Source organism: Haloplanus rubicundus (assembly GCF_003342675.1).
GTDB lineage: Archaea > Halobacteriota > Halobacteria > Halobacteriales > Haloferacaceae > Haloplanus > Haloplanus rubicundus.
Map to the genome: position 1 here is coordinate 1904563 of NZ_CP031148.1, position 20510 is coordinate 1925072.

The 20510-nt window shown below is 69.0% G+C and carries 21 protein-coding genes and 1 pseudogene; 11 read left to right on the forward strand and 11 right to left on the reverse strand.

Going from position 1 to position 20510, the window contains the following annotated elements; all coding sequences use genetic code 11:
• The first annotated feature begins 1 nt into the window (after position 1).
• Entirely contained in the window at positions 2–1231 is a 1230-nt protein-coding gene (locus DU484_RS10660; protein ID WP_114605881.1) for a ZIP family metal transporter, read from the forward strand.
• Between the two features lie 23 nt (positions 1232–1254).
• Positions 1255–1665 (forward strand): plastocyanin/azurin family copper-binding protein, encoded by a 411-nt coding sequence (locus DU484_RS10665; protein WP_114605882.1) that lies wholly within the window; start codon positions 1255–1257, stop codon positions 1663–1665.
• On the opposite strand, the gene DU484_RS10670 is transcribed toward DU484_RS10665, so the two are convergent.
• The 6 genes from DU484_RS10670 to DU484_RS10695 all read right to left on the reverse strand — a co-directional run bounded on the left by DU484_RS10670 (position 1662) and on the right by DU484_RS10695 (position 6375).
• Positions 1662–2471 carry an alpha/beta fold hydrolase gene (locus DU484_RS10670; RefSeq protein ID WP_114605883.1) on the reverse strand — a complete coding sequence of 270 codons (810 nt, stop codon included), beginning with the start codon at positions 2469–2471 and terminating at the stop codon, positions 1662–1664. The genes DU484_RS10665 and DU484_RS10670 overlap by 4 nt on opposite strands.
• A 79-nt stretch (positions 2472–2550) precedes the next feature.
• Positions 2551–3168: a carboxymuconolactone decarboxylase family protein gene (locus tag DU484_RS10675; protein ID WP_114586037.1), complete on the reverse strand. Its 618-nt coding sequence runs from the start codon at positions 3166–3168 to the stop codon at positions 2551–2553.
• Between the two features lie 255 nt (positions 3169–3423).
• The gene (locus DU484_RS10680) at positions 3424–3939 is read right to left on the reverse strand and encodes a DUF7122 family protein (protein ID WP_114605884.1); all 516 of its coding nucleotides are present in this window, start codon (positions 3937–3939) and stop codon (positions 3424–3426) included.
• Positions 3936–4868, reverse strand: coding sequence for an RsmB/NOP family class I SAM-dependent RNA methyltransferase (locus tag DU484_RS10685; protein ID WP_114605885.1), 933 nt, complete (start codon positions 4866–4868; stop codon positions 3936–3938). The genes DU484_RS10680 and DU484_RS10685 overlap by 4 nt, the downstream gene beginning before the upstream one ends.
• Before the next feature lie 24 nt (positions 4869–4892).
• Complete coding sequence (locus tag DU484_RS10690; protein WP_187347690.1) at positions 4893–5744, reverse strand: hypothetical protein; 852 nt, start codon at positions 5742–5744, stop codon at positions 4893–4895.
• A 4-nt stretch (positions 5745–5748) separates the two neighbouring features.
• Complete coding sequence (locus tag DU484_RS10695) at positions 5749–6375, reverse strand: DUF7344 domain-containing protein (protein WP_262342770.1); 627 nt, start codon at positions 6373–6375, stop codon at positions 5749–5751.
• A 298-nt stretch (positions 6376–6673) separates the two neighbouring features.
• Between DU484_RS10695 and DU484_RS10700 the strand changes: the two genes are divergently transcribed.
• The 7 genes from DU484_RS10700 (at position 6674) to DU484_RS10730 (ending at position 15544) form a co-directional block, all read left to right on the forward strand.
• The gene (locus DU484_RS10700; protein WP_114605886.1) at positions 6674–8506 is read left to right on the forward strand and encodes a vWA domain-containing protein; all 1833 of its coding nucleotides are present in this window, start codon (positions 6674–6676) and stop codon (positions 8504–8506) included.
• 138 nt (positions 8507–8644) lie between these two features.
• A complete protein-coding gene (locus tag DU484_RS20420; protein ID WP_262342771.1) occupies positions 8645–10150 on the forward strand; it encodes a CalY family protein in 1506 nt (501 codons plus the stop codon).
• 33 nt (positions 10151–10183) lie between these two features.
• A complete protein-coding gene (locus tag DU484_RS10710) occupies positions 10184–10966 on the forward strand; it encodes a hypothetical protein (RefSeq protein WP_114605887.1) in 783 nt (260 codons plus the stop codon).
• A gap of 147 nt (positions 10967–11113) precedes the next feature.
• Positions 11114–11950: a hypothetical protein gene (locus tag DU484_RS10715; RefSeq protein ID WP_114605888.1), complete on the forward strand. Its 837-nt coding sequence runs from the start codon at positions 11114–11116 to the stop codon at positions 11948–11950.
• Positions 11947–13125 carry a hypothetical protein gene (locus DU484_RS10720; protein ID WP_114605889.1) on the forward strand — a complete coding sequence of 393 codons (1179 nt, stop codon included), beginning with the start codon at positions 11947–11949 and terminating at the stop codon, positions 13123–13125. The genes DU484_RS10715 and DU484_RS10720 overlap by 4 nt, the downstream gene beginning before the upstream one ends.
• Positions 13122–14267: a signal peptidase I gene (locus tag DU484_RS10725; RefSeq protein WP_114605890.1), complete on the forward strand. Its 1146-nt coding sequence runs from the start codon at positions 13122–13124 to the stop codon at positions 14265–14267. Before DU484_RS10720 ends, DU484_RS10725 begins: the two co-directional genes overlap by 4 nt.
• On the forward strand, positions 14264–15544 hold the full coding sequence (locus DU484_RS10730; RefSeq protein WP_114605891.1) for a hypothetical protein: 1281 nt from the start codon (positions 14264–14266) through the stop codon (positions 15542–15544). The genes DU484_RS10725 and DU484_RS10730 overlap by 4 nt, the downstream gene beginning before the upstream one ends.
• A gap of 84 nt (positions 15545–15628) precedes the next feature.
• Here the strand turns inward: DU484_RS10730 and DU484_RS10735 are convergent, their stop codons facing one another.
• Positions 15629–16306, reverse strand: a complete 678-nt coding sequence (locus DU484_RS10735; protein WP_114605892.1) for a 6-hydroxymethylpterin diphosphokinase MptE-like protein — start codon at positions 16304–16306, stop codon at positions 15629–15631.
• Between the two features lie 174 nt (positions 16307–16480).
• Positions 16481–17620: a dihydropteroate synthase gene (gene folP / locus DU484_RS10740; protein ID WP_114606771.1), complete on the reverse strand. Its 1140-nt coding sequence runs from the start codon at positions 17618–17620 to the stop codon at positions 16481–16483.
• Between the two features lie 131 nt (positions 17621–17751).
• On the opposite strand from folP, the gene DU484_RS10745 reads away from it, so the two are divergent.
• Positions 17752–18348, forward strand: coding sequence for a hypothetical protein (locus DU484_RS10745; protein WP_114586049.1), 597 nt, complete (start codon positions 17752–17754; stop codon positions 18346–18348).
• Complete coding sequence (locus DU484_RS10750; protein ID WP_114605893.1) at positions 18345–19118, forward strand: RNA methyltransferase; 774 nt, start codon at positions 18345–18347, stop codon at positions 19116–19118. Before DU484_RS10745 ends, DU484_RS10750 begins: the two co-directional genes overlap by 4 nt.
• A gap of 144 nt (positions 19119–19262) precedes the next feature.
• Here DU484_RS10750 and DU484_RS19545 read toward each other — a convergent pair whose 3' ends face one another.
• From DU484_RS19545 to DU484_RS20425, 3 genes and pseudogenes are all read right to left on the reverse strand, one after another.
• Positions 19263–19421, reverse strand: coding sequence for a hypothetical protein (locus DU484_RS19545; protein ID WP_157969322.1), 159 nt, complete (start codon positions 19419–19421; stop codon positions 19263–19265).
• A gap of 106 nt (positions 19422–19527) precedes the next feature.
• A complete protein-coding gene (locus DU484_RS10755; protein WP_114587237.1) occupies positions 19528–19965 on the reverse strand; it encodes a MaoC/PaaZ C-terminal domain-containing protein in 438 nt (145 codons plus the stop codon).
• A 256-nt stretch (positions 19966–20221) separates the two neighbouring features.
• A pseudogene (locus DU484_RS20425) lies at positions 20222–20465 on the reverse strand (transposase); the annotation flags it as partial.
• Between the last annotated feature and the right edge of the window lie 45 nt (positions 20466–20510).

Consider the following 20510-nt stretch of genomic DNA (forward strand, 5'->3'; position numbering starts at 1 on the left):
GATGAGTCAACCGGATGGCGGCACGACGATACACCGCTCCGATCGACCGCTGGGACTGCCGCGCTGGGTCGCGGCCGTCCTCCCACTCGTCCTCCTCGCGCTGATCGTCGGCGGGTTCTTCGCGGCGACGCCGTTCGCGTCGCTCGACACCGGCGGCGAACCCCTCCCCGACGTGACGATCACGCACACCACTCTGCCGGACGACGAGACGGTCGTCCTCCACGTCACGAACAACGGTCCCGACCCGGTCACCATCTCGCAGGTGCTCGTCGCCGACGCGTACTGGAACTTCGACGTGCAGGGGGCTGGCGGTGACGCGACGCTCGCCCCGCGCGAGAGCGCGCGTGTCGTGATCCCATACCACTGGAATCCCGGCTGGGACCTGTCGTTCGCGCTCGTCCTCTCGGACGGCGCGACGATCCACCACACGCTCGTCGCGCCCAGCGAGTCGCCCGGACTGACGACCGACCTCCTCGTGACGATGGTCGTCGTCGGCCTGTTCGTGGGCGTCATTCCCGTCGTGCTGGGGATGCTGTGGTTCCCCTTCCTGCAGTCGATGAGCGAGCGCTGGCTCCACGCCATCCTCGCCTTCTCCGCGGGGATTCTGGTCTTTCTCGCCTTCGACGCCGGCTTCGAGGCCTTCGAACTCGCCGAGCGGGTTCCCGGGGCCTTCGAGGGACCGGCGCTCGTCGCCCTCGGCATCCTCGGCGCCCTCCTCGCGGTGCAGTCCGTCAGCGCGTGGCGACAGGGCCGCGCCGACGACGGCGACGCCCGCGCGGAGAGCGGCCTCTGGATCGCCTACCTCGTCGCGCTCGGTATCGGCCTGCACAACCTCGCGGAAGGCCTCGCCATCGGGAGTTCGTTCGCGCTCGGGCGCGTCTCGCTCGGCGCCTTCCTCGTGATCGGGTTCATGCTCCACAACGTGACCGAAGGACCGGCCGTCGTGGCGCCGGTCGCCCGCGGCGAGCGCCCGCCTCTCGCACACTTCGTCGGACTGGGGGTCCTCGCCGGCGCGCCCGTCATCCTCGGTGGGTGGATCGGGAGTCTGGCCTACTCCCCGACGCTCGGCGCGCTCTTTCTGGCTATCGGCGTCGGCGCCATCCTCCAGGTGGTCTGGGAACTCCGCGGGATGATCGGCCGCCGGGGTCGCGCAGGAACGGCGCTCAACCTCGTCACGTTCCTCGTCGGTCTCGTGGTGATGTACGCCACCGACCTCTTCGTCGCCCTCTAACCCCCTCGGCTCGACCCCCGACCATGCACAGGCGTCACGCCCTTCGACTCGGCGGTGCGGTGGGACTCGCGGCGATAGCCGGCTGTTCGTCCGCCGGGGAGTCGACCGACACGAAACGCGTCTCGATGACCGACGACTTCGCGTACGACCCCGAACGCGTCACCGTCGCCCCCGGCACCACCGTCCGCTGGGTCAACGACGACGACGTCGGCCACTCGGTGACGGCCTACGGGGACGCGATTCCGGCCGGCACCGACTACTTCGCCAGCGGCGGCTTCGACACCGAACGCGCCGCCCGCAACGACATCGCCGGCGGCCTGATCGCGGCCGGCGACGCCTACGAACACACGTTCACCACCACTGGCACCCACGACTACTTCTGTGTCCCCCACGAGGGGTCCGGCATGACCGGCCGCGTGATCGTCCGAGGTTAGACGAACCGCGCCACTTCCTCGTTGAACCGCTCCGCTTCCTCCCAGAACGGGCAGTGACCGCTGTCCCCAAAGGGGACGTGCGTCGCGTCGGGCATCGCGTCTTCGAGCCACGCGCCCACGTCCGTCGGGAAGATGTCGCTCTGCTCGCCGTAGATCAGGAGCGCCGGCACGTCCACCTCGCTCACGACCGGCCGGAGATCGGAGTACGTCATGTCGAGGAAGATGTCGACGGTCACGCTCGTCGGCGTCTTCGTCGTCTCCGCGTACATCTCGTCGACGAGGCTCTCGTCTATCTCGTCGGCGAACATCGCCTGCACGAACGGCTTGGCCGCCGACGGCCGGTTGTACTCCAGATTCGTCGCGAGTTCCGTCGCCGCCTCGCCCGAGAACTCGCCGAGCAGGCCGTGTTCCCACTCGTCGTCGGTGTGGAACTTCGGGCTCTGGTCGACGAAGACGACCTTTTCCAATCCATTCGTCCCGAACTGGTCGACGTAGTTGAGGATCACGGCAGTCCCCATCGACCACCCGACCGGCGTCACGCCGTCGAGGCCGAGATGGTCGATCAACTCACGCACGTCGCGGCCGTACTGCGCCAGCGTGTGGCCCGCGTCCGTCTTCCCGGACTTGCCGTGGCCCCGGAGGTCCATGGCTACCACCTGATACCCCGCCTCGACGAGGGCGTCGACGTTGTGTTGCCACCAGTACGTCGAGTTCATCGTCCACCCGTGGATCAGGAGGATCGGATCCCCCTCGCCGCGGTCGGTGTAGTAGATCGGTACGCCGTCGGTGGTCTCGAAGTACGCCATCCTGAAACACCGTTCAGTGAGACGACAGGTAGGGAGTTAGCTGTACGGGTCGCCCCAACTGCCGTCGCGGTCGGCCCGATCAGATGTCGAGCGTCAGCGCGAAGTTGGCGAACTTCGCCGCCGTCCCCGCGGTCGTCGTGAGTTCGACGATGTCGGCGTCGCTGTAGCCGTGGTCTTTGAGCGCTTCCACGTCGTCGGCCGTCACGTCCGCCGGTGCGTCGACGCTCTCGACGGCGAATTCGATGGCTGCGCGTTCGTCGTCGGGCAGTTCGTCCTTCCGCTCGTCGAACTGCTGGACGATTCCGAACCGCTCGGGGTCGACGTCTTCGAGTTCGGCGCTGGTCGTGTGCCACGCGATGCAGATCGACGCCCCGCGTTCGTGAGCGATGACGGCCGCGAGGAGTTCCTTGAAGCCACGGTCGAGGTCCCCACCCTCGAAGACCTGTCCTTCTTCGGCCCACCAGATCTTGAACGTCTCCGGGTGGTGGGCGAGGATGCCGGTGAACGTGAATCCCCACTCCTCTTCGGTCGCGTACTTGTCCGGCACGTCCCCGTCTTCGAGCGCGCCGAGAATCGCTTCGGCCCGTTCCATGTTCGCCTTCGCGGCCTCGGGCGCCTCCTCGAGGATCGCCTGGACTTCCTCCGGTGCTTTCGGCTCGACGCGCGGACCGGTCGCGTGCGGGTTCTCGATGCTCATACGTGGACGAATCGTCCGCGTGGCGGTTCAATCACACGCCGCTGGCTACGTTTCCCGCAGTCTACGACGCTCCGTGGACCAGCAGTGACGGCCTGTCCGGGCCTCCGTGGGGTGATGCGTGCGGTCCATCGGGCGGAGACGGCGTACTAGAAATCAGAAAAGCTTGCTCGTTGACGACGCTCGCCGCCCCTACTCCGGCGGCGATAACGACGCTCGCCGCCCCTATTCCGGCGGCGATAACGACGCTCGCCGCCCCTATTCCGGCGGCGACAACGACGCTCGCCGCCCTTTCGGCACCACCGACCGCAACTCGTCGTGGACGTACAGGCCGACGCCGATGGGTTCGACGCCGCCCGCGAGTTCGTGAGCGACGATCAGGTAGCCCCAGTCGCCGTCCCAGTCCGGTTCGAGGTCCTCGCCGGCGAGGAAGCGTCGGGCCGCGTCGGGTGCGAGTTCGATCACGTTCCTGCTCGCTTCGCGCCCGAACCGCTGGACGGCGTTCGTCGTCGGCTTCCAGTGTTCCTGTCGCGTCCGCAGGAACGTCATGCCCAGACCCTCCACGTCGGTCGGGGAGGGGAGGTCGGAAGCGAAGATCCAGATTTTGCCGGCGCCTTTCTCCCAGAAGGTGAAGCCGTCGAAGGTGTCGTCGGGCAGGCCGAACCGGTCGACCCACCACTCGATCACCTCGGCGCGACTCGCCCGCCCCGTCACCTCGCGGTCCGCGGCGGTGGCGGGCAGGCGGTCGAACCGCTGGCCGTCGTTGTCGGTCATCCGCCCACCTCCACTTTCGCACAGAAGAACCCGCCCGTGTCGTTGTGGTGCGGATAGATCCGCAGCGCCTTCTCGACGCTCGGATCGTACTCCTCGCCCTCCCACTCGGTGACGCCGGGGACGCCGTCGAGGGGCGCCTCGAAGTCGACGAGACGGCAGTCCTCGGCGTCGAGGACGTGATCCAGCACCGCTTCGTTCTCCTCGGGCGCGAAGGTGCAGGTGGAGTAGACGACGACCCCACCGGGACGGGTGGCCTGGACCGCCCGCCGGAGAATCCCCTTCTGGACGCCGGCGACGCTGTGGACGTGATCCAGACTCCAGGTGTCGAAGGCGTCGGGGTTCTTGCGGATCGTCCCCTCGCAGGAACAGGGGGCGTCGACGAGGACGCGGTCGAAGGCGTCGACGGCGGTGGGGTCGTCGCTTCCCTCCCCCAGCGGCTTCAGCGAGAAGTTGCGTGCGTCCTGGTTGGTGACGACGAGGTTCGTCACGCCGAGGCGTTCGGCGTTGTGCCGGAGCGCGGAGAGGCGGCCGAGGTTGTTGTCGTTGCCGACGAGGAGGCCACGGTCGTCCATGAGCGCCGCGAGCTGGGTCGTCTTGCTGCCCGGCGCGGCGCAGGCGTCCCACACCCGGTCGCCGGGCTGGGGGTCGAGAATCGGAGCCGGTAGGTTCGACACCTCCTCTTGACCGTGAATCCAGCCGTGGGCGTGGGGCCAGTTGTGGCCGGGCGAATCGTCGGTCAGCCGGAGGACGTCCGGATGCCAGTCGGTCGGCTCGTGGGCGACCCCCTCGGCGTCGAGGGCCGCACGCACTCGATCGACGGTCGCCTTGATCGTGTTGACGCGGACGACCGACGGCAGGGGTCGGTCACAGGCCGCCCGGAAGGCGTCGGGATCGTCGACGAGCGATTCGTACCGCTCCAGCGGAGTCATCGACGGGGATTCGCGGGGGGAGGGTTAGTGGGTTTCGACCGGCGACGCCATCGCGTCCGCCTCCCCTTCCAGCACGCTCACGTCGAAGTCGGCTTCGAGCAGGCGCGAGCCACAGCCGGAACACGACATCGCGATCACGTCGCGGTCGCGACAGCAGGAGCGCACGACTTCGTGGTCGAGCGTCAGCGCGGCGTCGCAGGCCGGACAGCGCTCGAGGAACAGCCTGAGCGCCCCGAGCAGTTCGCTCCGCGCGGCGAGAGGGATGGAGCGCCACCGCGGCACCCAGTCGTCGAGTTCGCGCGCGGCGGCCACGTCGGCGACGAACGCCGCACGCGACTCCCAGCGGCCGATCCGCTCGGCGTCGAGGTTGGCCACCACCGCGTCGCCGTAGCGCTGGATGTCGAGGGCGTCGGCGTCGAGGTCGGTCAGCGCGGCGAGTTCGACCGCGTCGAGGCGGTCGGCGTCGGCGTCGCTCAGGCCGTCGCGTTCGGTGTCGATGTCGGCCATGCGCTCCGCCCACGCCGTCGCGAACCGCGGATCGAGGACGAGGTCTGTCGCCTCGTCGTGAAGGACACCCGCGGCGACGAGCATCTCCTCTACGTCGGCCGAGGAGGGAGTCGGGTCGGCCTTGTCGAAGACGGCGAGGAGCCAGTCGGGGAAGTACCGCCGGGTGAACGCCGGCGTCCCCGGGACGAGGTAGCCCCGGAGGTAGATGGTGAGCAGAGCGCCGAGGAAGGCGACGGCCCCGAGCGGCGGGGCGACGGCCGCCACCGCCAGCGAGCCGAGGGCCGCGATGGCGACGTTCGTGATCGTACACGGGACACACCGGTTCGATCCGGTGTAGGCGGGGTTCTGATATCGGTGAAGGATCGTCATGGTGTTACGGCCGCCGTCGGTCGGCGTCTCGATGGGTCTCGACGCGTGATTCGGGCATAGGTATGGCCCGCCTGCCGACTCCGATCCGTCGACGGAACAGCCGTTCGACCGTCCGCCGGACGCGCCAGCGGTCGTCCCAGAGTTGGACGGCGCCGGAGACGGCGAAGAGGGCGAGCGTGCCGCTGGCGGGAAGCAGGGGATCGATGGCGCCGACGACCGGCAGGCCGGTCAGCGAGCCGATCACCAGCGTGAGTCCGAACACCCCGAGGGACCGGTAGTACTCGCCCCAGGTGATCCCCAGACCGTTCACCACGTCCATGTGGCGGTCGACCTGCCGCACGGCGGGGCGGACGTGAACCAGACTCCGCTCGCGGTCGTACTCGACGACGCCCACCGCGTGCAGTTTGGGGAGGTGGGTCTGGTGGAGGGAGGTGTAGACGCTCTCGCGGACCCGCGTCGGCGGCGGCGACTGTCCCGTCTCCGTCTCCGCGATGGCCGTCGATAGGTCGCGCACGGTGACGGTCCCGGTCGAAGCGTCCAGGCGTTCGATCACCGCTCGCCGCCGTTCGTTGGCGAGCAGTCCGTGAATCTGACACTCCGTCATCGACCGTCGCGTAACCTGCTGACTCATCACTAGCGAGTGGGACGCGAGAACCGGGTATAGGTATAGACGCCGAACCACCTGTGCCCGTTCGGTGTAACGGTCGGTTAAGCGAATACCGGGCGAGCCATCCACCTCGCCGGTCGGCTACAGGGTCGCCCTGACGATTCCTACGAACCCCGGAGACGCCGCTACGGAGGCCGTAGAATCCGCTATGGCGTCGTTCGGCCGTGGGGTGTCGGTGATTACCTATGTCCCCTGGCCACCCAGGGTTGGCTGACCCGAACCGAGGTACGACTTCCGTCGGCCACGGCGGGCAAACAACACCATGACCAACGACCGACAATTCAGCATTTCGCGGCGGAAGGTACTCGCCGGACTCGGGACCATCGGCGTCGCCTCCGCGGGGGCGGGCCTCGGCACGACTGCATATTTCTCCGACCAGGAGACGTTCCAGAACAACCAGCTGACGGCCGGCACGCTCGACATGCTCGTCGACTGGGAGGAACACTACTACAACGGGACGATCGGCGGGGAGTTCGCCCGGCTGGCGAGCCCCGAAGATCCCGGCGCGTACGTGCTTCCCGGCCCCGTGAACAACCCCGACTCGCGCTCCATCGCCATCGAGTTCATCGGCGACGACGACCCGCAGGCCGCCAAGGACCTGTTCTGGGACGCCACCGCCATCGAGGCGCTCCCGGACGAGAACGACGACGGCCAGCAGGACGAGTTCGACGACGCCGTCGTCTGCACCGAGGATATCCTCGTGAACGTGGGCGGCGCCGAGGACGGCCTCAGCTCCGACCGCCGGACCGAGAGCTCGGTCGGCGAACCGCTGATCAGCCTCGACGACGTGAAGCCGGGTGACTTCGGCGAAGTCACGTTCAGCTACCACCTGTGTGACAACCCCGGCTACGTCTGGATGAACGGCGAACTCGTCAGCGCGGCCGAGAACGGTCACACCGAACCCGAGGCGAGCGACCCCCAGACCGGTGGCCCGTCCGACGAAGTGAGCGGCCCGATGGACCTCTCCACGAGTCAGGTCGAACTCCTCGACGAACTGCGCGTGCGTATGTGGTACGACCCCGACTGCAACAATCAGATCACCGAGAGCAGCGAGGACCTCGACATCATGATCGTCGTCGACGCGTCGGGCTCCATCAACGGCAACAGCGGAACCGAGGGCACCGAGGCGTACAACCTCGTCCAGGGTGTCAACGCGTTCATCGGTGCGCTGCCCACCAACGGCAGCGTGCAAGTCGGCTCGCTCCTCTTCGGCGAGAACAACGACATCACCCGCTTCCAGGGCCTCTCCAGTCCGAGTGGCTTCGGCGTCAGCTACCCCAACTCCGGCCGCGGCAACACGCCCTTGCCCCCGGCGCTCGACATCGCCGAGCAGGAACTGTTCAACGGTAGCAACGCCCGTCCGGGCGCGCAGAAGGCGATTGCCGTGTTCACCGACGGCGGTCCGAACTACGAGTCCGGCGTCGAATACTCGGGCGGCGGCTACACGGCCCCGCGCGGTGCCACCGGCTACTCGAACGACCCCGGCGCAACCGGCTACGAGGGCGGCACCGCAGACAGCAGCGTCGATGTCAACGAACTCGACGAAACCGCCAACGTGGCGGACGAAGTGCGCAACTCCGGCACCCCGGTCCGCGTCGCCGTCGTGAACGTCGGTGACAACCCAACGGAGGCGCTGACCGGCCCCGCCATCACCCAGTACACGGATCTGCCGACGTACTTGGAAGACGAGATCGCGTCGACGAACTTCTACTTCGACATCGACCTCGGCAACCTGACTGCGGCTGCGGACAGTCTCGTCGCCAGCGTCGTCGTCGGCGAAGAAGTGTTCTTTACGAGCGGGACGCTCCGCGAGGCGCTCGTCGCCCTCTCCGGCAACGAGGGTCGCGGCATCCCGCTCGACGGCGACCGCGGAACCGGCTTCGACGAACTCCACGGCGACGAGAACGATCCGCAGCGCGACTGCTTCACCGGCGGCGGCACGACCCACTGTGTCGGCCTGCAGTGGTGGCTCCCGGTCGACCACGCGAACCAGATTCAGGGAGACTCCGTCGCCTTCGACGTCGGGTTCTACACCGAACAGTGCCGCCACAACGACGGTACTGGGATGGTCCCGGAGGAGCAGGTCGAGGCGTAAACTCACCCCGATCTGAGCCACGCTCGGTAGCCGTCGACCCGCGGCTCCCGTTCGTCCTGAGACACTCCCCACGCGGAGCGCCCGGTACGGCGCGGCCGTTCGGTGGTTCGACCCCGCCGGTGGGGCTCCCCCCATACTATGACCCACAAACTCACACTCACCCGCCGCCGCCTCCTCGCCGGTCTCGGCACCGTCGGCGTCGCGTCCGCGGGTGCCGGCCTCGGCACCACGGCCTACTTCAGCGATCAGGAGACGTTCGCGAACAACGAACTCACCGCCGGCGAGTTCGACCTCACGCTCGACTGGCAGGTGACCTACACCGGCCCGAACGGCTTCGAGTACGTCACCGCATCGCCGGACGAGTATCGGAACGACCCCGACGATCCGACGCAACTGGCCGAGAACCCGGACTTCTTCAACCCGTTCGTCGAGGGTCCCGACGACGTTCGCGATCCGATATTCACGCGGGACGAACTCTCGATGATGCGTTACGGTGTCGACTTCGACGAACTCGACGCGGATCGACAGGCGACGGTCGAGACCCAGTTCCGCTCGCAGTTCGCGGACGTTCCACAGGACCTCGTCGAGGCGCGGCCGATCATCGACCTCGACGACGTGAAACCCGGCGACCAGGGGACCGTCTCCTTCAGCCTCCACCTGTTCGACAACCCCGGCTACATCTGGCTGAACGGCGGTCTGACCGAGGCCCGCGAGAACGGCCACACCGAACCCGAGGCGTCCGATCCCGACACCACGGGCGCCCCCGACGAGGTGGCGACGGGCCTCGACAACGACGTGGAACTCTTAGACGAGATTCGCGTCACCGTCTGGTACGACACGGACGGCGACGCTGAAGTGGACGCCGGCGAACCCGTCCTGCTCGGCGGCAACGCCGACCCGACGGCGAACCCGACGCTCCGGCAGGTGCTCGCGCTCCTGTCGACGGGCGACGGGATTCCGCTCGCCGGGGACGGGGACACCGGGGCCGACGCCGTCGGCCGCGCCTGTTTCGAGAACTCGACGACGTACTACGTCGGGTTCCGGTGGGAACTCCCCGTCGACCACGCGAACCAGATCCAGTCCGACGGTGTCACCTTCGACGTGGGCTTCTACGCCGAGCAGTGCCGCCACAACGACGGGGGCGGCATGGGCGCCGCGGTGGCGATCCGGAACGCAGCGGCCATCTCACTCGCCGGATCGGAGACGGCGGATACGGGTGGCTCGCCCCCGAGCGCCCTCGGATTCGACGTGGAGAACGGCCTCGCCGAACCGATCGCGCTGACGAGCGTCACCGTCGTGCCCGCCGATCCGTCGCTCACGCTGTTGAGCGACGACGTGGCGGACCCGGGGAGCCGGTACGGCTACGAGGTGTACGTCGACGCCTCGACGCCCGGCTACACCGACACCGCCGGCGGGGTTGGGCTCCCCGGCACTATCGCCCTCGGAAGCGACGGCTACAGCGACGGCGCCGATCAGGAGCCGATCCTGACCTCCGGCGAAGTCGCCGACGCCACGCTGACCGGGTTCCGCGACGCGGGCGGCGCCAGTGTCGACATGAGCGGCCGGTCGGTCACGATCAGCCTCACCTACCGTGGGGAGACGAGCGGCACGACGGGGACGGAGGTCGTGACGGTCGTCGGGTGACCGCGTGTCACCCGCGTCCCTCCGGAGACTCTCATGACGACGCTTTCGCGCCGCCAACTCCTGCTCGGCCTCGGCGCCGTCGGCGCCTGTAGCGCGGGCGCCGGATTCGGCTCGGTGGGCTATCTCACCGACCGGGAACGCGTCCCCAACGTCACGACCGCCGGCACCCTCGAACTCAAACTCGGCTACCGGTCGACGTACAACGGCGAGCCGCTGGCGTCGGCGCCCGGCGAGGACGAAGCGGTCGACTGCGACACCCCCGGCCTCGTCGACGGCGACGGCGTCCCGGTGATCGAACTCGCGGACGTGAAACCCGGCGACTGCGGCACGCTGACGACGACCCTGTACGTCTGCGGGAACCCGTCGCGGCTCTGGCTGGCGGTCGATATCGTCGACGCGGCGGAGAACGACCGCCGCCCGGAAGAGATTCTCGCCGGCGACGAGACGGTCGAGGCGGGCGAACTGGGGGACCTCGTCGACGTGTCGGTCCGGATCGACGCCGACGGTGTCGTCGACGAGACCGACCGCGTCGTCTACGAGGGGACGCTCGCCGGACTGGCGACGGCGGCCGGATCGGGGCTCCTCCTGACCCGCGACGACGGCCCGACCTGCGAGGCCGAGACACTCACCGTCACGGTCGACTGGTGTCTCCCCCTCGACGGGCCGGATCACAACCGCGCGATCACCGACTCGGTCGCGTTCGACTGTCGGTTCGCGGCGGTCCAGTGCCGGCACGACCCGGACGGCTGGAACCCGTTCGAACCGGCCGCCGCCGGCGACACTGCGGCGTCTACGAACGAGACAGCCACGGAGTAGGGTCGTCCTGAACCCTTCGAAATCGGGGTACGACGGGCATACCTAACCCCGATCACCGCGCAGTAGTAGCGTTCGAAAACGACACGACCCACACGGGACGGTACGGGCGGTTCGACTCCGCCGGTGGGCTTCCCCTCGGGGATTCCAATGACACACGGTTCACCACTCACACGCCGGAAACTCCTGGCCGCCATCGGCGGCGTCGGCCTCCTCGCGGCCGGGCCGCGGGCCGTCGGCGCCATGGGTCACGACCCGGCGTTCACGCAGTACACGTACGCCCAGTCCACCGGCCCGAACCTCCGTGTGGCGTGGTACGAGCGATACAACGGCACTCTGGCCGAGGAGAGCAACCGCTTTACCGACGGCCCGCCGCTGACGAACGATTCGGACTCGTTCAACACGTCGGACGACGCCGGTCGATTCGTCGACGTGACGGGTCCCGACGCCGTCGCCGCGGGGCCGGTACTCTCCATTCCCAACGCGCAGCCGGGGGACGAGGGCCTCCTCCTGATCGGCCTCCGGGCCGAGGGCGCCGACGCCCGCGCCTGGCTCAGCATCGAGGCGTCCGAGTTCGCGGAGAACTCCCTCGTGGAGCCGGAACGGGCCGAGGGCGACACCACCACCGACGACACGGCGACTGACGCCGGTGAACTCCAGCATTACGTCGACGTGGAATGTTGGTACGACACGGGCCGACTCGGCGTCGGCGGCTGTAACGGCCGCCGGGACTTCAGCGAGGAGGCCGTCGTCGCCGCGGGCACGCTGGCCGAGGTTAGCGACGCGCTCTCCGGCGGCGTTCCCCTGACGTTCGGCCTCGTCGACGACCCTTGTATCGACGCGGGGGCGCAACGCTGTCTCGCGCTGCGCTGGCGCATCGACCCCTCGGTGGCTAACGTCATCCAGAGCGACTCGGCGCGTCTCGACATCGCCTTCGCCGCGACGGCCTGCGACGAGACGACGAACCCGTTCGGAGGGGGCGAATGAGCGACCGGGACGAACTCCGGCTGAACCGCCGGCGTCTGCTGGCCGCCATTTCGACGGTCGGTGCCGCCGGTGCGCTGACCGGCCGCGGCGCCGCCGCGTACCTGACTGACCGCGAGACGTTCGCCGACAACCGCATGACTGCGGGGTCGGTGACGCTCGCACTCGACGGAAACGACACTCGACGGGTCGACCTGTCCTTCACCGTCGACGACTACGGCTTCGAGCACCGGAACACCGAGACGGTCTGTCTCGGCCTCGGCGACGAGTCAAATCCCGGTTGGCTGTGGGTTCGCGCCTGCCCCACCGACCCCGTCGCGGACGCGCTCGACGCCCGACTGCGCGTCGACGGGACGACGGTCTACACCGGCTCGCTCGGTGGCCTCCTCGACACCATCGCCGGTCCCGGCGGCGACGGCGTCCTCCTCACCGCCCTCGCGGGCGACGGCGACCCCGTGTCGCCCGGCTCCGAAGGCGCGGTGTGTCTCGCGGTCGACGTCTGGGCCTCGACGACGCTCGCCGACGACCCCGGTACCGTCCGGGCGCTGAAGGCCGCGTCGCCGTTCGCCGTCGGCGTCGACGCCTACGCCGAGCAGTCGCGACACGTCCCGACGCCGCGGCGGCCGACCGCGGGGGAGAACCCCTCGTTCACGTTCCCGCCGTGTGCGCCCACGGGCGGTGGCGAGGGCGGCGACGACGGCGACGACGGCGGCTACGCCATCAGCAACGTCTCGCTGTGTACGTCGTCGGAGTCGGTCGATCCCGGCGCCGTCACGTGGACGGTTCGCGACCCGGAGACGGGCGCCGACGCCACCGGCGCGGTCGACGAGGCGTTCGTCGTGACGGTCACGGCGCCGGTTCCGATCCAGTACGCCGTCGTCAAGGCCGGCCCGGAGTTCCGGCGCTTCGACGCCGGCGGCACGACGACGATAACCGTCTCCTCGACGGGCGGGACGCTCCTCGACGTGCCGGCGAACTTCTCGCGGTGTGCCTGCGAGGGCACGGGCGCCAAACTCGACGACTGGAACGGGTCGGCGGGCACCTTCGACGCCGTCGTCGCGCTCTCGTGTGACGACGGGGGGTCCCGTGGCGGCCCACCGACGAACGACCCGACTGCGACGGAATCGACCGGGAGCGACGCTCCCGACCCGAGCGATGCGAGCGGTGAGACGAAATGAATCACACTATTCGGCAGACTCTGCGGCCCCCGACGGTCGGACGAGCGTTGCTCGCCGTCGTCTTGCTGGCCCTGATCGCCCCCTTCGTCGTCTACGCGGTCCCCGCGACCGTCGGCGCCGAAGCGAGCTACGTGGTCCTGACGGCCAGCATGACACCGGCCATCGCGCCGGGCGACGTGGTGATCGTCGACTCGGTGCCGGCCCGGGATATCGCCGTCGGCGACGTGATCGTGTTCGAACAGCGGGCCGGCGACGCCATCCCGATCACCCACCGGGTAATCGGTGTGGAGCGCTCCGCCGGCGCCCCGCCCGCGTTCCAAACCAAGGGTGATGCGAACGAGGACGCCGACCTGACCCCCGTGACGCCGGACCGCGTGATCGGGCGGGTCGTCTTCAGTATTCCACTGATCGGTCACGTCATCCAGTTCGTCGGGACGCCCGCCGGCTTCGTCGCGCTCGTCGTGCTTCCGCTCGGCCTGCTGGTCGTCTCGGAAGTCGCCGACTTGCTCCGTGCGGGACGGTCCGGCGCGGCGGCGAGCGACGCGGCCGACGCGGATGCGCCGACCGATTCCGACGCGGCCGTCGCGACGACGGCCACGGCCACTGACCCCGTCCCCGACGACCAGGTCGTGTTCACGCCCGCGGACCTGACGCTGTCGAGCGTCGCCCTCGGCGCCTTCACCGTCTACGCCGGCTACGTCGCCTTCGGGACGCCGACGGCCGTCTCCGTGACCCTCGCCATCGCCGTCGGGGCGCTGTTCCTCCTCGCGGTCGCGCTTCGACTGTTCGCGCCGTTCGACGCGGCGACGGCCGCCGACCGACTGACGGTCGCCCCGACGGTGCGCATCGGCGATGGGCGTCCGACCGGCCCGACCGTCGACGTGGCGACGCCGGCCGACCTGTCGGCCATCGCCGCCACCCTCGGCCGGCCACTCCTGCGCGACGACCGCGACCGGTACGTCGTCCTCGACGGTGCGGTGACGTACGCCTGCGACGTGCCGACGGGTCCCGACGACGCGAGCGCCGAAGTCGACGCCATCGAGCGACACCTCGGGCCAACGGGCGACGCCGACGCTGGCGTCCCGATGGAGTCGGAGCCGCTCCCGTCGGCGCCCGTCGAACCGAGGAGCGCGGGTCGATGACACCCGAGCACCGCGCCGTCCTGCCCGTCGTCGTCGCCTGCTGGCTGACGTTCGCGGCGGCGTTCGGCGGCGTCTACACCGTCGCCGTGTTCAGCGACACCGGCGGCGTCGACGCCACCGTCGACGTGTCCGGCCTGCCGGTGATCGAACCCGTCGTCCCGCCCGGCCCGCCCACCGTGGCCGGAGCGGCGGCGCCGGGGAACGGCGCCGGCAACGCGAGCATCGTGAGCACGACCGGAAACGCGAGCGACGACGGCGAACCGGGCCAGCCGTCCGCGTCACGGTCCGGCGGAGCGAGCGCCGGGGGTAGCTCGGATCGGGCGTCCGGTTCCGGGGCGTCCAACGCGCCCGACGCGGAGGACGACGACGGATCGGACACCGACGGGCCGGCTCCCGACGGCGGGCCGACCGACGCCGATACCCGGGCGGACGGTGACGACGACGCCTCGGACGACGGTGCCGAGAGCGGCGACGCCGGCGACTCGGGTCGTACGGACGACGGGTCGAACGCCGACGGCTCCGCCGGTACGGACGGGGACGACGCCGACTCGGCCGGCGGGTCCACGACCGACGGAGCGGACGGCGACTCCGGAAACGCCGGCGATTCGGGTGGCGCGGACAACCGCAATTCGAACGGCGGCGACGCCGGTGGGTCGAGCGACGCCGGCGGTGACGGCTCGGACGCCGGCAGTTCGGACGGCGGGGACTCCGGTGGAGCGAGCGATGCCGACGCCGGCGATGCCGGGAGTAGCGACGGCGGAGCGAATGGCGGCTCGGACGCCGGCAGTTCGAGTGGTGGCGATTCGGATAGTGGCAGCTCGAGCGGCGGCGATTCGGACAGCGGAAGTTCGAGCGGTGGCGACTCGGGAAGCACGAGTAGTGGTGACTCGGGAAGCTCGGGTGGTTCGGACAGCGGAAGTTCGAGCGGCGGTGACGCCGGAAGTTCGAGCGGTTCGGACAGTGGCAGTTCGAGCGGCGGTGACTCGGGAAGTTCGAGCGGTTCAGACAGCGGCAGTGACTCGGGAAGTTCGAGCGGTGGCGACTCGGGAAGCACGAGTAGTGGTGACTCGGGAAGCTCGGGTGGTTCGGACAGCGGAAGTTCGAGCGGCGGTGATTCGGACAGTGGTAGTTCGAGCGGTGGCGATTCCAGCGGATCGGGCGGTGACTCCGGCGGATCGAGCGGTGGTGACTCCGGCGGATCGAGCGGTGGTGACTCCGGAGGTTCGAGCGGTGGTGACTCCAGCGGGTCGAGTGGCAGCGATACGAGCACTGACTGACGGAGGCGTCGGTATCGGCGCTCGGCCGCTCCGTCTCGACGGAGCACCGAAACGCAGTGACGGCGGTCGGCAGAGCCGATCGGCTCAGATCGGATCGATCCCCGACCGCCGGCCGTCGAGGACGGCGAACCGCTCGCCGCGACGGCGTTCGAGCCAGTGGAGCAGCCGTTCGGCCCACACGAGCTTCCGCCGTTTCTCGGGGCCGACGCTCGCGTCGTCGAAGTCCCAGCCGGGGAATCGGAGCGAGGCGGCGCCGAACGCGTCCGCGAGGAAGGCGGCCCGGTCGCCGTCGGTGAACCCGCCGTAGTTGCGCACCGGCCCGGTTGGCTCGGCCTGCGTCGTCGGTAGGACGTGTTCGCCGTCGAATCGCGGCACCCACCGCTCCACGGCGGGGACGTTGTCGCCATGGGCGTGGACGGCGACGGGGACGCCCTCGCGGGTCAGGTCGCGGGCGGTGGCCGGCGTCTTGTCGAGGTCGGTGACCATCAGGTCGACGGTGACGCCGACCTCGCGGAGTCGGTCGGCGGCCACCGAGGCGGCGATCACCATCTCCGCGTCGGCGGCGACGCCCGCCTCGGCTTCGAGCGACGGGCCGGCGCCGGCGACGGCGACGACCGCTCCGTCGAGCCAGCCGAGTCGTGACTCGTCGAAGGCGGTCACGAGCGCCGCGAGGCGGTCACGGGCGCGTTCGTCGCCGGCGCGGTCGTACCCGAAGTCGTCGAGGATGCGTTCGTACACCGGGAGCCACGTCTGGTAGTTCATTGCACAATAAGACCACAGTAGCCGGACCGACACCAAGTACCCCTACCCGTGTGCCGCTCCGGCTTCCACGTCCGTTGTTCTGAAGCGTCCGGCATAAGCTTTCTCTTACTATACAGTCGTGTCGTCGACCGATAGTGCCCGATCACACGACCGTGGCCGGGCGGTTTCGGCGCGTTACGCGAGTGCCTCGGCGACGGCGGCGAGCGCGGCATCGAGGGCGTCGGACCGCCCCGACGCCGATTCGACGACGGCGGGCAGGTCCGCGGGCGTCCCGACGAGGAGTCGGTGCGCGCCCTCGCCGGCGACGGTCACGGGCGTCCCCCGGGCGGCGTCGGCGAGCGTCTCGCGTTCGGCGGGCGAGAGCCCCGAGAGTCCGAAGGTGCGGACGACGCCGCGCCGGGCGGCCGCCGCCTCGCCGCCGATCCGATCCAGATGGCGGCGAAGCTCCCCGACGCTCGTCACGTCGAGTTCCTCGACGGCCACCTCGTCGGTCGTCCGCAGGCGGTCCCGCGCGAACACCTTGCCGATCAGGGCGGCGTCCCGCGTCTCCGCCACGTCGTGGGTGCGGATCACGTGCGCGCCGCGCTCGACGGCCATCGCGGTGGCCGCGAGGCTGACGGGGAGGGCTTCCTCCGTCGACCGGCCGGCGAGGTCACGGAGGAAGTTCTTGCGGTTGATCGAGACGAGGATCGGACGGTCGAGGGCGCGAAACTCCCGCAGGCGGCGGAAGGTCTCGCGGTCGTCTTCGAGGGTTTTGGCCTCGCTCCACCCGCCGAACGCGGGGTCGACGATGGTCTTGTCGGTGAGCCCCTCCCGTTGCAGGGCCGCGTAGATGTCGTCCACGGCCTCGACGGCACCGGGGCGTTCGAGGTTCGGCGGGCTAGCCATCTTCGCGACGGCCACGTCCCGTTCGGCACAGACCCGCGGCATCTCGGGGTCCGCGAACCCACAGATATCGTTCACCATGTCGAAGCCGGCGTCGAGGGCCGCCTCGGCAACCTCGTGGTAGCGGGTTTCGATGGAGAAGACGGCGTCGCCGGAGACGCTCTCTATCGCCTGGACGGCGGTGTCGAGGCGGTCGAGTTCCTCCTCCGCGGTGAGCACCTCGAAGCGCTTGTTCGCCGACTCCAGCCCCACGTCGACGATGTCGGCACCCTCGCCGATCAGGTCCTCGTCGACGTACGCGGCGGCTTCGTCCGGGTCGTCGAAGACGCTCGGCGAGTACGGCGACTCCTCGCTGACGTTCAACACCCCCATGATCCGTGGCGGGTAGTCGTCGCCGATGCCGAGGCCCGCGGCGTCCACGTTGCGCATGAGCGTCCGTGGGGACGCGACGACCATATGCGGACCGGTCGGGGTGACGGTGGGCCGGACGATGTCGACCGATTCGCCGCGCGGACGGCGAGACACGCTCTTTTTATCCGCCCGGCCGCTACCGGGCGACAATGGCTAAGGTCAACATCGGGCTTCGTGGCTGGCGCTTCGAGGAGTCCGAGGTGTTCACCGAGGACGGCGAATTCAAGCCCCTCGACGAGGTGCCCGAGGAGCCTCGGGAACGGCTCGTTCGACTCACCTACCTCGTCGAACAGCCCTGCGACGCCTGTTATCTGATTCACGGCGAGGCGGACATCGAGCGGTGCGCACAGGCGGCCATCGTCTACGGCGAACCCGGCGACGAACTCCTGTTGTGTGCCGACCACGAGGCCGACTTCCTCTACTGGTACCGCGAAGAGGGGGGCAAGGCACACCGCGGCGAACCGACCTTCCGCGACCGCTTCCACGAGTGGTTCGCCGACGGCGGCCGCGCGCCGGCGGGCTACGAGGGGCTGGATCACGTCGATACCGACCCCGACGGGCTTCCCGACCCGCCGGACCCCGAGGAGATCCATCGGCGCTTGAACGAGGGGTTCGAGGGCCGGCGGATCGACCTGCGTGAGGGGTGGGACGACGCGGACGACGCGGACGACGCGGACGAGAGCGAAGACGCCGAGGAACTCGACCTCGACGACGTCGACCTCGGCACCGACTACCCGTCGCGATGAGCCACGACCGCGACCCGCCGGTCGTCGTCGTCGTGGACGCCGAGACGCCGGGCAACGTGGGCACCATCGCCCGCGCGATGAAGAACTTCGGGCTGTCGGAGCTCAAGCTGGTGAACCCACCCGAACTCGGTCGCGACAGCGAGGCGTACGGCTTCGCCGGCCACGCCCGCGAGGACGTGCTCCCGAACGCCGAGGAGGTGACGTTCGACGAGGTGGTCGAGAACTACCACACCGTCGGCTGTACGGCCATCACCGGCGAGGACAGCCGTCGACACGTCCGCTTCCCGTTCAAGACGCCGCGGGAGCTGGCGGAGAGCCTGCGGACGGTCGATGCGCCGACGGCGCTCGTCTTCGGCCGGGAGGGCCGCGGCCTCGACAACGGGGAACTCGCCCGGCTGGACGAGGTGTGTTCGATCCCCGCGAGCGCCGACTACCCCGTCCTGAACCTGGGACAGGCGGCGACTATCCTCCTCTACGAACTCCGCGAGCTGACCGTCGAAGAGACGCAACTGCCCGACGTGGAGCGAGAACGCGCCGCGGAGGCGGACGTCGAGCGGTTCCACGACTTCGTGGCGGAGTTCCTCGACGCCAGCGGCTACAAAGAGATAAAGCGGGACAAGACCCGGCGACTGGTCCGCCGGCTGATCGGCCGCGCCCACCCGACCGACCGCGAGATTCACACCTTGCTCGGCGTGTTGCGTCGGGCGACGGGTCAGCTCGAACACCGATCCGAACTCCTCGCTGAGTACGACGAGCCGGATCGGTGGTGACTCGTACGGTTTGCTGTGAATCCGTATCGGTGGTTCGCCAAGACGGACGAGCGAACCACCGGTACACAGTCACAACAATCGTCTCACGCCCCGGACCCCGAACACCTTGCCGTTACTTCCCGACCCACTGCTCCGTCCACGGCGTCAAACGACGCCGAGGACGATGGCGAAAAAGAGCAGTGCGGCCGTCACGAGCACGATATGACCGGCGGCTCCCACGACTGCCGCGAGGCCGGCGGCGACGCGCTCCGGAATCGTCAACGGTTCGCCGAACAGTTCCCCTTCGAGGGAACGGACGCTCATTGTGACTCACCTCGGTTGAGAGTGGGGCCGACAGTAACGTATGCGACGCGCCGATTCCGAGCATCGGGGAATCGGCGAAGCCCGTTCCCGGAGCGTGGGAATCGGCCTACTCGGTCGCGACCAACACGAGCGCCTCGATGGCGAGAACGGTCTTCGCGCCGTCGTTGGCGGTCGTCTCGACCCCCCAGCGGACGACGCCGTAGTCCTCCGTCTCCTCCGCGACGCCCTCGATGGTCGAGTGGACGGTGAGTTCGTCGCCGGGGACGACCGGCTTCGGCCAGCGGAGTCGATCCAGTCCCTTCGCGCCGAGCGTCGCTGTCTCGCCGAGGAAGCCGTCGACGAACAGCCGCATCGACATCGAGGCGGTGTGCCAGCCGCTGGCGATGAGGTCGCCGTAGATGGAGTCGGCCGCGCGGTCGGGGTCCGTGTGGAACCACTGTGGGTCGTAGCGCTCGGCGAACTCCAGTATCTCCGCCTCGGTCACCTCGTAGGTGCCGTACGATTCGCCGTCCCAGCGCCGGATGTCGTCGAGAAAGACGGTCATCGGTCGACGGTCACGTTCGGGAGTGAAGTGCATTGCTGTCGAGAGTAAACCGTCGAGCGCGATACGAAACCGGCCCCCCGTGGAAGTTGAGACTACACGGGTTTAGCGGGGATTCGGCTGCATCGAGGAGCCGAAACTGCTTCAAATCGCCGTTCAAACAGACTACTTGTTCTACTACCAATCGTAAAGGGGAATTACGACGGCTTTCGGGAGCCTTGCTTCTCAAACTGCCCGCTAGCCCAGACAGACTGCCTCACTACCCGATTCCTGTTTCCTTCTTCAACAGCGTCGGCAGTCACGATTGGCGAATGCTCGTACCCACCGGTCAACTCCACCCGCACAAGCAGGTCCACCACCCGCCAGATCGAGTATAGCGAGCAGACGAACCGGAATCCGAAATCCTTCGACGTCGTCGACGCCACGAACCGCTTTATCGATCTGTAGCCGCTCTCGATCTCCCACCTGTAGCCATACTCAATGAGGTGTCCACTCCCGCAATTCGCCCCTTTCCGACGGGGAGCGCGTCCAGCACGATTGGAACTTTC

Bases quoted from the DNA above. Each gene is read 5' to 3' on its own strand.
- DU484_RS20420 (WP_262342771.1), top strand. From the start codon at position 8,645: ATGACCCACAAACTCACACTCACCCGCCGCCGCCTCCTCGCCGGTCTC.
- DU484_RS10685 (WP_114605885.1), bottom strand. From the start codon at position 4,868: ATGACTCCGCTGGAGCGGTACGAATCGCTCGTCGACGATCCCGACGCC.
- DU484_RS10735 (WP_114605892.1), bottom strand. From the start codon at position 16,306: ATGAACTACCAGACGTGGCTCCCGGTGTACGAACGCATCCTCGACGAC.
- DU484_RS10665 (WP_114605882.1), top strand. From the start codon at position 1,255: ATGCACAGGCGTCACGCCCTTCGACTCGGCGGTGCGGTGGGACTCGCG.
- DU484_RS10695 (WP_262342770.1), bottom strand. From the start codon at position 6,375: ATGAGTCAGCAGGTTACGCGACGGTCGATGACGGAGTGTCAGATTCAC.
- DU484_RS10700 (WP_114605886.1), top strand. From the start codon at position 6,674: ATGACCAACGACCGACAATTCAGCATTTCGCGGCGGAAGGTACTCGCC.
- DU484_RS10750 (WP_114605893.1), top strand. From the start codon at position 18,345: ATGAGCCACGACCGCGACCCGCCGGTCGTCGTCGTCGTGGACGCCGAG.
- DU484_RS10710 (WP_114605887.1), top strand. From the start codon at position 10,184: ATGACGACGCTTTCGCGCCGCCAACTCCTGCTCGGCCTCGGCGCCGTC.
- DU484_RS10670 (WP_114605883.1), bottom strand. From the start codon at position 2,471: ATGGCGTACTTCGAGACCACCGACGGCGTACCGATCTACTACACCGAC.
- DU484_RS10715 (WP_114605888.1), top strand. From the start codon at position 11,114: ATGACACACGGTTCACCACTCACACGCCGGAAACTCCTGGCCGCCATC.
- DU484_RS19545 (WP_157969322.1), bottom strand. From the start codon at position 19,421: ATGAGCGTCCGTTCCCTCGAAGGGGAACTGTTCGGCGAACCGTTGACG.
- DU484_RS10720 (WP_114605889.1), top strand. From the start codon at position 11,947: ATGAGCGACCGGGACGAACTCCGGCTGAACCGCCGGCGTCTGCTGGCC.
- folP (WP_114606771.1), bottom strand. From the start codon at position 17,620: ATGCGCAACGTGGACGCCGCGGGCCTCGGCATCGGCGACGACTACCCG.
- DU484_RS10745 (WP_114586049.1), top strand. From the start codon at position 17,752: ATGGCTAAGGTCAACATCGGGCTTCGTGGCTGGCGCTTCGAGGAGTCC.
- DU484_RS10690 (WP_187347690.1), bottom strand. From the start codon at position 5,744: ATGACGATCCTTCACCGATATCAGAACCCCGCCTACACCGGATCGAAC.
- DU484_RS10680 (WP_114605884.1), bottom strand. From the start codon at position 3,939: ATGACCGACAACGACGGCCAGCGGTTCGACCGCCTGCCCGCCACCGCC.
- DU484_RS10725 (WP_114605890.1), top strand. From the start codon at position 13,122: ATGAATCACACTATTCGGCAGACTCTGCGGCCCCCGACGGTCGGACGA.
- DU484_RS10730 (WP_114605891.1), top strand. From the start codon at position 14,264: ATGACACCCGAGCACCGCGCCGTCCTGCCCGTCGTCGTCGCCTGCTGG.
- DU484_RS10660 (WP_114605881.1), top strand. From the start codon at position 2: ATGAGTCAACCGGATGGCGGCACGACGATACACCGCTCCGATCGACCG.
- DU484_RS10675 (WP_114586037.1), bottom strand. From the start codon at position 3,168: ATGAGCATCGAGAACCCGCACGCGACCGGTCCGCGCGTCGAGCCGAAA.
- DU484_RS10755 (WP_114587237.1), bottom strand. From the start codon at position 19,965: ATGACCGTCTTTCTCGACGACATCCGGCGCTGGGACGGCGAATCGTAC.